General features: G+C 77.0%; 9 protein-coding genes. 3 read left to right on the plus strand and 6 right to left on the minus strand.

The features are described from left to right. Positions 1 to 47: 47 nt before the first annotated feature. The 3 genes from ACI8AC_RS24595 to ACI8AC_RS24605 form a co-directional block, all read right to left on the minus strand. Complete coding sequence (locus ACI8AC_RS24595) at positions 48 to 1184, minus strand: alpha/beta hydrolase fold domain-containing protein (protein ID WP_456900483.1); 1137 nt, start codon at positions 1182 to 1184, stop codon at positions 48 to 50. A gap of 133 nt (positions 1185 to 1317) precedes the next feature. Then, the gene (locus tag ACI8AC_RS24600) at positions 1318 to 3273 is read right to left on the minus strand and encodes an alpha/beta hydrolase (protein ID WP_456900484.1); all 1956 of its coding nucleotides are present in this window, start codon (positions 3271 to 3273) and stop codon (positions 1318 to 1320) included. 168 nt (positions 3274 to 3441) lie between these two features. Next, positions 3442 to 5265 carry an NAD(P)-binding domain-containing protein gene (locus ACI8AC_RS24605; protein WP_456900485.1) on the minus strand — a complete coding sequence of 608 codons (1824 nt, stop codon included), beginning with the start codon at positions 5263 to 5265 and terminating at the stop codon, positions 3442 to 3444. 115 nt (positions 5266 to 5380) lie between these two features. On the opposite strand from ACI8AC_RS24605, the gene ACI8AC_RS24610 reads away from it, so the two are divergent. Beyond that, positions 5381 to 6580, plus strand: a complete 1200-nt coding sequence (locus tag ACI8AC_RS24610; protein WP_456900486.1) for a transcriptional regulator — start codon at positions 5381 to 5383, stop codon at positions 6578 to 6580. Between the two features lie 16 nt (positions 6581 to 6596). Here the strand turns inward: ACI8AC_RS24610 and ACI8AC_RS24615 are convergent, their stop codons facing one another. Continuing rightward, on the minus strand, positions 6597 to 6887 hold the full coding sequence (locus tag ACI8AC_RS24615) for a hypothetical protein (protein ID WP_456900487.1): 291 nt from the start codon (positions 6885 to 6887) through the stop codon (positions 6597 to 6599). 287 nt (positions 6888 to 7174) lie between these two features. Between ACI8AC_RS24615 and ACI8AC_RS24620 the strand changes: the two genes are divergently transcribed. Then, positions 7175 to 7954 carry a sporulation protein gene (locus ACI8AC_RS24620; protein WP_456900488.1) on the plus strand — a complete coding sequence of 260 codons (780 nt, stop codon included), beginning with the start codon at positions 7175 to 7177 and terminating at the stop codon, positions 7952 to 7954. Positions 7955 to 7991: 37 nt separating this feature from the next. Here the strand turns inward: ACI8AC_RS24620 and ACI8AC_RS24625 are convergent, their stop codons facing one another. Together ACI8AC_RS24625 and ACI8AC_RS24630 are read right to left on the minus strand one after the other, a co-directional pair. Beyond that, positions 7992 to 8840, minus strand: coding sequence for a tryptophan 2,3-dioxygenase (locus ACI8AC_RS24625; RefSeq protein WP_456900489.1), 849 nt, complete (start codon positions 8838 to 8840; stop codon positions 7992 to 7994). After that, positions 8837 to 9043, minus strand: a complete 207-nt coding sequence (locus ACI8AC_RS24630) for a hypothetical protein (RefSeq protein ID WP_456900490.1) — start codon at positions 9041 to 9043, stop codon at positions 8837 to 8839. The genes ACI8AC_RS24625 and ACI8AC_RS24630 overlap by 4 nt, the downstream gene beginning before the upstream one ends. Before the next feature lie 191 nt (positions 9044 to 9234). Between ACI8AC_RS24630 and ACI8AC_RS24635 the strand changes: the two genes are divergently transcribed. Then, positions 9235 to 11573: MFS transporter (locus ACI8AC_RS24635; protein WP_456900491.1), on the plus strand; the 2339-nt coding region annotated here is incomplete at its 3' end.

Here is an 11573-nt window from a genome sequence, read left to right on the forward strand (position 1 = left end):
GGCACCCGTCACGGGTGCCGGGCCGCGTCGTGCCGCCGGACCGGGCTTCAGCCGCTCGACACCGCCCGGGTGAACCGCGCGATGTCGGAGACCGTCGCGTCGTACACGTCCCCCACGGCCTCCTTGAAGACCAGCTCGGCGCCGTGCGTCAGCCCCAGGTTGACCCGCCCGGTCGCGGGGACGCCGGCCGTCTGGAGCCTGCGGTAGTAGGCGATGCCCTCGTCGCGCAGCGGGTCCAGCTCGTTGACCGTGACGACGTGCGGCGGCATCCCGATGAGGTCCTCCTCCGTCGCGAAGTACGGCCAGGCCAGCGGGTCCCGCCGGTGCGCGTCGTCGGGGTCGTAGCCGCTGACCAGCAGGTCCATCATCGCGGTGTGGAGGAACCAGCCCTCGTTCTCCACCAGCGAGGGCAGCTCGGCCAGCTTCTCCTCGCGGGACCAGCCGTAGCCGCCGGAGATGTACGGGACGGCCGCGTACACCCCCGCGATCGCCCCGAGGGTGCCGGCGCGCTTGGCCGCCAGCGTCGTGGCGAGCGCCAGGTTGGCCCCGCCGGACTCGCCCTGCAGGACCACCGAGGACATCCCCAGCTCGTCGCGGTGCCCGGCCATCCAGTCGACGGCGTCGCAGCAGTCCTCCAGGCCCGCCGGGAACGGGAAGTGCCCGGCCGGCCCCCCGGCGTTGCGGAACTCGACCGCCACCACGGTGAGGCCCTGCGCGGCGAGGTCCTCGCACCAGCGGGTGTGCACGCGGTTGGTGCAGTCCAGGATCGTCATGCCCCCTCCGTGCACGTAGACCAGCCCGGGCAGCGCCCGCCCGGGGTCGGCGTCGGCCGGGCGGAAGACGTGCAGCGGGATGTCGTGCCCGCCCCGCCCCGGGGCCGCGGTCCGGGTGCGGACGACGTCGGCGCGGGGTGGCTGCTCCGCCGTCAGCGCGGCGTAGAGACCCTCGAATGCGTCGTGCGCCCCGCGGATGAACTCCAGCCGGGCCTCGAGCGGCGCCTCCCTCGTCAGCGGCGGGGCCGTCGCCGCGGCGTCGAGGCCGACCCGGGCGAGGGCCTCCCGCAGCGGGCGCGCGGCGCGGGGGTCGGTGCGGTACTCGGCGGCGGGGTCCCCGAGGCGGCCGGGCAGCCGCGGCCCGGCGGTGGGCGGCGCGGGGGCTGCGGCGGGTTCGGACGTCGTGGTCACGGTTCCTCCTGGCGGTCGGCGGCCCCCGCGGTGCCCGGACGCTAGTGACGCCGGCCACCCGCGGCAACGCCCCGCGGCCCCGCCCGGCAGCGCGGCCCCGCCCGGCGGTGCGGCCCCGGCCGGCCTGCCCGCCTCAGGGCGCCGGGGTCAGCGCCTCGACCGCGGGGAGGAAGACCTGCTCGCGGTGGACGTCCCCGCGCTCCGGCGTCGTCGTCAGCTGGACCAGCACCAGCCCCCGCGGGCTGTCGGCCAGCGCGAGCTCGACCCGCTGCCCGAGGTCGTCGATGCGGTACAGGTCCCACGCCAGGGCCCCGGTCTCCAGCTGCTCGACCGCCTGCGGCGGCTGCCCGGTGCCCAGCTGCGCGGCGAGCTGCTGCAGCAGCTGCTCCGCGGTGGCCCCCGGGACCACCCGCTGCACCAGCGAGACCAGCGCCGACTCCTGGTGGACGCCGGGCAGGAGCTCCGTCCAGCCCTCCGGCCGCACGCCGGCCAGGCCGAGCTCCTCGCTGTCGAAGGACGTCATCGTCACGTCCACGCCGTCCGCGGTGAAGGTCGGCGGCGGCACCTCGTCGACGCAGCCGGTGTCCGGCTCCGCGCCCGGGTCGTCGAGGAACTCGGTGGCGATGCCGACGGCGCAGTCGTGGGACGGCAGGGAACCGTGCCCGGTGTGCGGGAACAGCACGAGCCGCGCGTCGGAGAGGCCCGCCACGACGTCCTCGCCCCAGCGCGGCGGGGTGATGGGGTCGAGCTCGCCGGCGAACACGAGCACGGGGACGTCGCTGGTGACGGCCTCGTCCGCCGCCGGGTCGGGCCGGCCGGCGTCCCAGGCCTCGCAGACCTCGAAGACGGCGGGCCCGAGGGTCACCGCGCCGTCCAGGAAGCCCTCGACCAGCGGGTGCCCGGCCACCGCCTCGGCGACCTCCTCGCGGGAGCTGAAGGCGACCTCCTCCTCGCACTGGATCGCCAGCTGTTGGCCGACGGCCACCAGGTCCAGCTGCTGGGAGAGGGCGCCCAGGAGCAGCCCGATCGTGTCGAAGCGGCCCTCGTCGGCGGCCGCGAGGATCTCGGGCAGGTGGTCGACCAGCTCGGTCGAGTAGAGGCTCTGGAACAGGAAGCCGGCGAGGGCGGCGCCGCTGAGCTCGTCCTGCACCCGCCGTCCGGTGGTGGGGTCGAGGACGGCGAGGGGCGCCGGCTCGGCGTCGAGCTCGGCCACGAGGTCGCGGACGGTGCCGCCGAGGTCGGGGTATCGCTCGGCGCACGCGGGGTCGGCCGCGCACGCCTCGAACAGCGCCTCCATGGCCCGGACGGCGTTGCCCGGGGTCTCCTCGTAGAGGTCGGCGTCGACCGGGTAGGCCGCGTCGAGGACCGCCGACCGCACGCCCTCGGGGTGCTCGCGCAGGACCGTCTGCGCCAGCCGGGTGCCGTAGGAGATGCCGTAGAGGTCCCACTGCTCGTGGCCCAGGGCCCGGCGGAGGTCGTCGACGTCGGCGGCCGAGGCGATGCTGTCGTAGTCGTCGAGGTCGATCCCCTCCTCCTCGACCAGCCGCGCCCGGCACTGCGCCAGGGAGTCCAGCGCCTGGGTGCGCAGCTCCTCCGGCGACAGGCCGGCCCCCAGGGACTCGCGGACCCAGGAGCCGTACTCCTCGCAGGCCAGGGACGGCTGCGAGAGGCCGGTGCCGCGCTGGTCGAGCAGCACCAGGTCGCGGCCCCGGGCCAGCGGCTCGTACAGCTGCCCGTAGGCCTGCGGCACCAGCTCGAGGGTGCTCTGGCCCGGCCCGCCCGAGAGGTAGACGACCGGGGTCGCGGCCGGGTCCGGGTCCGGGGTGCGGACCACGCCGAAGGCCAGCTCGACGGTGCCGGCCCCGCGGTCGGCGCGGTCGGCGGGGACGGGGAGCGTCCCGCAGTCCACCTGCACCCCGGCGGGCACCTGGAACCCGCAGGCGCCCCACTCGACCTCCGGGGGCGGCCCGGTCGGGGTGGCGGAGGCGGTCGCCGCGGCGTCCTGCCCGGCGCCCTCCCCTCCCGAGCCCCCGCAGGCGGTCAGGACGAGCAGGGGACTGAGCAGCAGCGCCGCCCGACGACGGTCCATGGGGCCTCTCCGTACGCGTCGGAGGGCGCGGCGTCGACCTCGTCGTGCGGTCCCCCTGGGGCGACGCCCGCCCCGGTTCCGGTCCTGCGTACCAGAACCGCAGGTCGGGCGCCCGCCGGGACGGGCCGCGGCCGGGGCGGCGAGGACCTCGCCGCCCCGGCCGGGCGGTCAGGAGAGGTGGTGCACCTCCTGCAGCCGGTGCACGGGGGTCGGGATCCCCTCGTGGCGGGCCTTGAGCTGCAGCGCGAGGTAGAGCGAGTAGTGCCGCGACTGGTGCAGGTTGCCGCCGTGGAACCACAGCCCCTCCTGCTGGGTGGGCTTCCACATGTTCCGCTGCTCGCCCTCCCACGGTCCGGGGTCCTTGGTGGTGTCCGAGCCGAGGCCCCACACCTTCCCGACCCGGTCGGCGACCTCCTGGCTGATGAGGTCGGCGGCCCAGCCGTTCATCGACCCGTATCCGGTGGCGTAGACGACCAGGTCGGCCGGCAGGGTCGTGCCGTCCTCGAGGACGACGGCGTCCTCGGTGAGGTGGTCGACCTGGCCGTGCACCAGCTTCACCTCGCCGTCGGCCACCAGGTCGGCGGCGCCCACGTCGATGTAGTAGCCGGAGCCGCGGCGCAGGTACTTCATGAACAGCCCCGAGCCGTCGTCACCCCAGTCGAGCCAGAAGCCCGCGGCCTCCATCCGGCGGTAGAAGTCGGCGTCGCGTTCCTTCATCTGCTCGTACAGCGGGATCTGGAACTCGTGCATGATCCGGTACGGGATCGAGGCGAAGACGAGGTCGGCCTTCTCGGTGGTGACCCCGTTGGCCACGGCCTCCTCGCTGTAGAGCGCGCCGAGGCCGATCTCCATGAGGCTGTCGCTCTTGACGATGTGCGTCGAGGTGCGCTGCACCATCGTCACGTCGGCGCCGGCCTCCCAGAGCGCGCCGCAGATGTCGAAGGCCGAGTTGTTGCTGCCGATCACCACGCACCGCTTCCCGGCGTAGGTGTCCGGGCCCGGGTGCGCCGAGGAGTGGTGCTGGTCGCCGCGGAAGACGTCCTGCCCCGGCAGGACGGGGACGTTGGGCTTGCCGCTCATGCCGGTGGCCAGCACCAGGTGCTTCGGGCGCAGGGTCAGCGGCGCGCCGTCGCGCTCGACCTCGACGGTCCACTCCCCGGTCTCGGCCGAGTACGTCGCCCGCCTTGCCTCGGTGCTGCCCCAGTACGGGATCTCCATCACCCGGACGTAGGACTCCAGCCAGTCGGCGATCTTGTCCTTCGGTGAGAACACCGGCCAGTTGTCCGGGAACTTCAGGTACGGCAGGTGGTCGTACCAGACCGGGTCGTGCAGGCACAGCGACTTGTACCGGCCGCGCCACTGGTCGCCGGGGCGCGGGTGCTTGTCGACCACCAGGGCGGGGACACCCATCTGCCGCAGCCGCGCGCCGAGGGCGATGCCGCCCTGGCCGCCGCCGACGACGAGCACGTACGGCTGGACGGTGACACCGAGCTCGGCCTCCTCCCGCTCCCGGCGCTCGGCCCACGTGAGCCGTTCCCGGTTCGCGCCGTGCTCGGCACCCATCGGTCGCCGCGGCCCGCGGGGCTCCTCGTGGCCGGCGAGCTCGTGCAGCGTGGTGAGCAGGGTCCAGGCGCGGGTCTCGCCGTCCTCCTCGACCAGCCGGGCCAGGCCGCGGCCGCGGCCGACGCCGGTCTCGAAGGTGAACCACGCGGTGGTGACCCCGTCGGCCTCCTCGGGCGGCTCCTCCAGCGCGAAGGACGACGGGTCGGTGTTCTCCAGCGTCCCCTCGAGCAGGTCGGTGACGCCCTCGCGGCCCTCGACGGTCGTGATGTTCCAGGTGAAGGAGACGAGGTCGCGCCAGAAGCTGGTGGCCGCGAACATGCCGGCGGCGCGGCCGACGTCGCGGGCCCGAAGGGCGTCCTCGAAGCCGGTCAGCCAGGTCTGCGCGCGCTGCTCGGCGGTGGTGGGTGGCGCGTCCAGGGTCTGCGTCATCGCGTCTCCTCCCGGGCGGGGTCGGGGCGTGCTGTGATGGGAAGCACACCGCACGCGGGGCCGGCGCGGGAGGGTTGCAGCCGGTTGCATCCGCGGTGCCGACCTGGAGGTGCGCGTGCCCGGCTTCTCGGCGATCACCCCGGGCACGGACCTGTCGCAGCACGCCCGGGTGCTGGTGCGCGTGCACGACGCGGTCATCGCCGGCGGCCGCCCGCCGGCGCAGCCGCGGGACGTGGTCGCCCGCTCCTGGTCCCGGGTGCTCGGCCTCGGCCTGGACCCGTCCCGGCCCAACACCCGCCGGCCGCTGCCGCTGGCCGAGCTGGAGGCGCGGCGGGCCCGCTCGGCCCTGTCGCTGGTGGTCGACGAGCTGCGGCAGGTCCTGGTCAGCGCGGCGGAGGCCTCCTCCTTCCTCGTCGTGGTGACCGACGCCGACGGGGTCATCCTGTGGCGCGAGGGCTCGGCGGCCGTGCAGCTGCGCGCCGACACCCTCGGCTTCACCCCCGGCGCGGTGTGGACGGAGGGCGTCGTCGGCACCAACGCGATCGGGACGGCGCTGGCCGAGGCGGCGCCGGTGCAGCTGTTCTCCGCCGAGCACTTCGAGCAGGCCCAGCACCCCTGGTACTGCGTGGCCGCGCCGATCCACTCTCCGGCGACCGGGGAGCTGCTCGGCGTGGTCGACGTCAGCGGCCCGGCCCTCACCCTGCACCCGGTGATCGGCGCGCTGGTCGAGACGGCGGTGCGGCTGGCCGAGTCCCGGCTGTGGCGGCACCACCAGCAGCACCTGGAGCGGGTGCGCCGGTCCGCGCAGGGCGTGCTGGCCACCGTCCGCGGCCCGGTGCTGCTCGTCGACGACGACGGCTGGGTGGCCCACCAGGCGGGCATCGCCGTCCGGGACCGGCTCGAGGTCCCGCGGGCCGACCGGCTCATCGCCGTGCCCGGGCTCGGGCTGTGCACCCCGGAACGGCTCGGCGAGGGCTGGCTGGTCCGACCACCGGCCCGGGCCACCGACCTGCGCGCCGAGCTGGACCTCACCGCTGCGCCGGTGCTGCGGCTGCACCCGGGGGACGGCGAGCCGTGGCGGACGCCGCTGACCCGCCGGCACGCCGAGCTGCTGGTGCTGCTGCACCGCGCGGGGCGGGCCGGGGTGAGCGCCGCCGGGCTGAGCACGGCCCTGTTCGGGGACGACGCGCACCGGGTGAGCGCCCGCGCCGAGGTCTCGCGGCTGCGGCGGGTGGTCGGCGGCCTGGTGGACACCCGGCCCTACCGGCTAGCCGACGGGGTCGTGCTGACCGTGCGGCACCCGCCTGAGCGCTGACCCCGCCGGTCGGCCGCTACGGCTCGACCGGGTGGGTCACCGTGCCCAGGCCGCCGTGCTCGTCGGAGCGGGTGACGACGACCTCCCGCGCGTTGAGCCGGACCGACAGCACGGCGTAGGGGTCGTAGCCGAGCTCGGCGCAGATCGCGGTGAACATGCCGGCGGGGACGGGCCGGCCGGCGGTGACCGCCGGGCTGCGCGGCGGCGCGGAGGGAGCCGCCACCGCGGCCGGGAGGGGCCGGGCCACGGGACGCGCCGACGGGGCGCGGTGGTCGTCGGCCGGGGACACCGCCGGGCTCGCGGTCATCGGGTCGCCTCTCCTGCCGGGTGCGGCCCGGTCCACCGGCGGCACCCGGCAGCCTGCCGGCCCCGCGGGGAGGCCGGCGGCGGCTCGTCGTCGTCGAGCGGGCTCGCCCCAGCGCCGGACGGCCGCGGCTCCCGGCCGCGGGGTCGTTCGGGACGGCGCCACCGTAGTCAGTGACCCACGTCACGTCAACGGACCCCGCTGGACGGCGCGCCCGGAGGTTCCGCCGCGCCCGGTCGGCGGGCATCATGCCGCGGCACACCCGACCCCACTCCTGGAGGAGCACCCCCGTGGGCTTCCGCGACCTCATGGCCAAGCTCGGCGCCGGCAACGCGTCGGTCGACGCCGTCCTCGACACCCCCACCACCACCCCGGGCGGCACCGTCACCGGCACCGTCCACCTCACCGGCGGCGACGTCGCCCAGGAGATCACCGAGATCCGCGTGGCCCTCGAGGCCACCGTCGAGGTCGAGCGCGGGGACAACTCCTGGAAGGAGAACGTCGCCTTCGGCACGGCCACAGTCGCCGGCGCGGGCCGGATCGAGCCGGGCACCCGGCACGCCATCCCGTTCGGTCTCGCCGTCCCGTGGCAGTGCCCGATCACCAGCATCGACGGCTGGACGCTGCGCGGCATGCGGGTCGGGCTGCGCACGCGGGTGGACATCCGCGGCGCCGTCGACCCCGGTGACCTGGACCCGGTGACCGTCACCCCGCTGCCGGTGCAGCGCACCGTGCTGCAGGCCCTCGACGGCCTCGGGTTCTCCTTCCGCGGCGCCGACGTGGAGAAGGGCCACCTGCCCGGCAGCTCGCTGCCCTTCTACCAGGAGGTCGAGTTCGCCCCGCCGATGTCGCTGCGCGGCCGGGTCAACGAGGTGGAGGTGACCTTCCTGGCCGACCCGCAGGGGGTCGAGGTGGTGCTGGAGGTCGACCGGCGCGGCGGCCTGCTCACGGAGGGCCGCGACGTCAGCGGCCGGCTGCGCCTGGCCCACTCCGACACCGACGTGCACGCCGTGGCCGCCCGGCTCGACGAGGTCGTCCGCCAGCTCGGCGCGCGGCGCGGCTGGCTCTGAGGCCCCGGGCCGCGGCTCCCCGGCGGGGAGCCGCGGCTCAGGTGCCGATGACGGTGCGGACGGCGTAGAGCTCGGGGAAGAAGGTGACGTCGAGCGCCCGGCGCAGGAACGCCACCCCGGCCGACCCGCCGGTCCCGCGCTTGTCCCCGATGGTGCGCTGCACCGTGCGCAGGTGGCGGAACCGCCACATCTGCAGGTTGTCCTCGATGTCGACCAGGCTCTCGCAGGCCTCGTAGAAGCCCCAGGGGGCGGCGGGGTCCTCGTACACGGCGCGGAACAGCGGCACCAGCTCCGGGCGGTAGGTCCACGTCTCCCGCACGTCCCGGTCGAGCACCTCGGCGGGGACGGCGACGCCCTGCCGAGCCATCAGCCGCAGGAACTCGTCGTAGAGGGTGGGCGCCTCCAGCAGGCCGGCCAGCAGGTCGTGCGCGGCGGGGTCGGCGGCGAAGACCGGGAGCAGCCCGGCGTCCTTGTTGCCCAGGACGAACTCCACCGCCCGGTACTGGTGTGACTGGAACCCCGAGGCGGTGCCCAGCGCGCCGCGGAACTGCGCGTACTCGCGCGGGGTGAGCGTGGCCAGCACCGACCACTGCTCGATGAGGGTGCGCTGCACGTTCTTCACCCGCGCCAGGCACTTGAGCGCCGGCGCCAGCTCGTCCCCGCGCAGGTACCGGCAGGCGGCGGTGAGCTCGTGCAGCACCAGCTTGAACCACAGCTCGCTGGTCTGGTGCTGGACGATGAACAGCAGCTCGTCGTGGTGGACCGGCGAGCTGCGCGGGTGCTGGGCGCCGAGCAGCTGGGGCAGGTCGAGGTACTCGGCGTACCCGGTGACCGGGCGCCGGCCCTCCGGTCCGCCGCCGCTCCCGCCAGGGGTCCGCGCGGTCACCGGCGGAAGTCGTGGCTCTCGTCGTAGGAGAGGTCCCCGCCGACGTCCTCCGGCCGCGGCGGCACGGGCCCGCGGCCGGGCCCGGCCGGCGGGTGCGCCCTCTCCCGGTGCGCCGGCCCCTCCTGCGCCGCCACCTCGTGCACCGTGTCGTAGCCGAGGTCGCCCCCGGTCGTCCCGTCACCGGGTGTCCCGTGCGCCGTCATCGCCGCCTCCTCGCGCCGCTGCCGGTGCGATGCTCGCGCGCCGCGGCCGGGGCCCACAACCCGGTGGGCCCCGCCGGCAGCGGCAGGACCGGGGAGGTTGCGCCGCCCGACGGGGGCGGACCATGCTGGCGCGCGACCGGCGCCGGGCGCTCGGCGCCGGGCGCCCGACGGGGCGCGGCTGGAGGGGTTTGATGCGGGGAACTCCCACGGCCATCGGAGGGCGCGGCACCCTGCTGGCGGTCATGTGCACGGCGGCGGCGCTGGTGGTCGGCGTCGGGTCGTCGCTGGCCCTGGCACTGCCGGAGCTGGCCGCCGCCACCGGGGCGGGCCAGACGGCCCTCACCTGGGTGGTCGTCGCCCACCCCCTGGTCGTCGCCGGCCTGCTGCTCCCCCTGGGGGTCGCCGCCGACCGGTTCGGCCGCCGCGAGGCGCTGCTGGCGGGGCTCGGCCTCGTCGCCGTCGCGAGCATCGCCACCGCCCTGGTGGACCAGGCCTGGCAGCTCGTGGCCCTGCGCGCCCTGACCGGGGTCGGTGCCGCCGTGGTGCTCCCGGTGACGCTGGCGGTGCTGCTGGACGCCGCCCCCCGGCAACGCCGCCCGCGCGTGATCGGCCTGTGGCTGGCGGTCACGGGCGCCGGCGCGCTGCTCGGGCTGCTGCTCGCCGGCGTGCTGCTCGAGTTCTCGTGGTGGGGCAGCGTGCCTGCCGCCCTCGGCGCGGCGGCCGCCGTCGTCCTGGGGCTGTGCGCGCTCGTCGTCCCGCCGGCGCGCGACCCGGACCTCCCCGTCGACCCGGTCGGCGCCCTGCTCCTGCTGCTCGGGCTGGGGGCGCTGGCGTTCGGGGTCGTCGAGTCCCCGACGCGCGGCTGGATCGACCCGGCCACGATCGCCGCGCGGGCCGCCGCCGCGGGTCTGCTGATCACCTTCGTGCGCCGGCAGCTGCGCAGCCGCGCCCCCCTGCTGGACCTCCGGCTCCTGCGGTCCCGCGGGGCGGCCACCGGGAGCCTGGTGGTCCTGCTGCTGTTCCTGGCCGTCTCCGGCCTGCTCTTCCTCCTCCCCCAGTGGCTGGTGCACGTCCAGGAGCTCGGGCCGCTGGCGGCCGCGCTGTGGCTGACCCCGATCGCGCTGGGGTTCGCACTCGCGGCGCCGCTCGCGCCGGCGCTGGTGTGGCAGGTGGGCGCCCGGGCGGCCGCGGCCGGCGGCCTGGCGGTGCTGGGTACCGGGCTCGTGCTGCTGGCCCTCCTCGCCGGCGCCGGGACGCCGCTGTGGCAGGTCGGGGCCGCGCTGGCCGTCTGCGGGGCCGGCTGCGGCCTCGCGCTCGGCCCGGGCGCCGCGCTGGTCACCGACGACCTGCCGGCCGACGCGCGCCCGCGGGCGGCCGCGGTCACCGCCGTCAGCCGGCAGGTGGGGGCGGCGCTCGGCGGGGTGGTGGCGGCCGGGGCCCTGCTGACGGGCTACGCGGGGGAGGTCGCCGGCGTCGTCCGCGGCCTGCCCGCCGACGCGGCCGCGGAGGTGCAGGCCGGGATCACCCCGGCGGTCGAGGCGGCCGGCGGGCTCGGGGTCCGCGGGGCCGCGGTCGCCGAGGGGGCACGGGACGCCTTCGCCGCGGGCCAGGCGATCGCGATGCTGGTGGGCGCCACGGTCCTCGCGGCCGGGGTCCTGGCCTGCGTCCTGCTCCGCCCCGGGACGGCGGGACGGCTGCGGGCGTCGGCGGGCCGCCGGCCGGCCGGGGGTGCCGCCGCGGCCGCCGTCCCGGCTCCGGCCGGGGCGCGGTCGACCGTCCCCGCCGCGGCCGTGCCGCGGTCGCGCGTCCCGGCGTCGCACCGTCGTCGCCGGGGCGTGCCGGCCTGGGCCGAGCGCGCGGCCACCGCGGCGGTGGCGCTCGCGGTGCTGGTCGGCATGGGCGTCCTCGCCTCGGTGCTGCGCGAGGGCGTCGGGGAGACCGAGGCCAGCGGCCGCGCCGCGTCGCTGGACACCCGGGAGTCCGACGCCGCGCCGGCCCTCGACGAGGCCCCCGGCGGCGAGGTCGGCGACGCGCTGCCCGAGGACCCGGAGGACGACGGCACCGACGGCGGTGGCGGTGGCGGTGGCGGTGGCGGTGGCGGTGGCGGTGGCCTACTGGCGCCGCCGGTCGCCGGCTCCCCGGCCGCCGTCGTCGCCGGCGGCACCCCGGCCGGCGGGGCGTCCGCGGCCCGCCAGCCGCTGGCCGTACCGGGCACGACCGCCGCGGCCCCGTCGACCAGCGCAGCCCCGTCGACCACCACGGCCGCGGGCACGGCGGGCTCCGGCACCACGAACCCCGGCACCACGAACCCCGGCACCACGAGCCCCGGCACCACGAGCCCCGGCACTACGACGCTGCCGGGGACGACCGCACCCGGGACGACCACACCCGGGACGACCACGGCACCGGCCACCACGGCCCCGCCACCGGCCACCACGGCCCCGCCACCGGCCACCACGGCCCCGCCACCGGCCACCACGGCCCCGCCACCGGCCACCACGGCCCCGCCACCGGCCACCACGGCCCCGCC

Source organism: Geodermatophilus sp. SYSU D00758 (assembly GCF_054049955.1).

Bases quoted from the DNA above. Each gene is read 5' to 3' on its own strand.
- ACI8AC_RS24605 (WP_456900485.1), bottom strand. From the start codon at position 5,265: ATGACGCAGACCCTGGACGCGCCACCCACCACCGCCGAGCAGCGCGCG.
- ACI8AC_RS24615 (WP_456900487.1), bottom strand. From the start codon at position 6,887: ATGACCGCGAGCCCGGCGGTGTCCCCGGCCGACGACCACCGCGCCCCG.
- ACI8AC_RS24630 (WP_456900490.1), bottom strand. From the start codon at position 9,043: ATGACGGCGCACGGGACACCCGGTGACGGGACGACCGGGGGCGACCTC.
- ACI8AC_RS24600 (WP_456900484.1), bottom strand. From the start codon at position 3,273: ATGGACCGTCGTCGGGCGGCGCTGCTGCTCAGTCCCCTGCTCGTCCTG.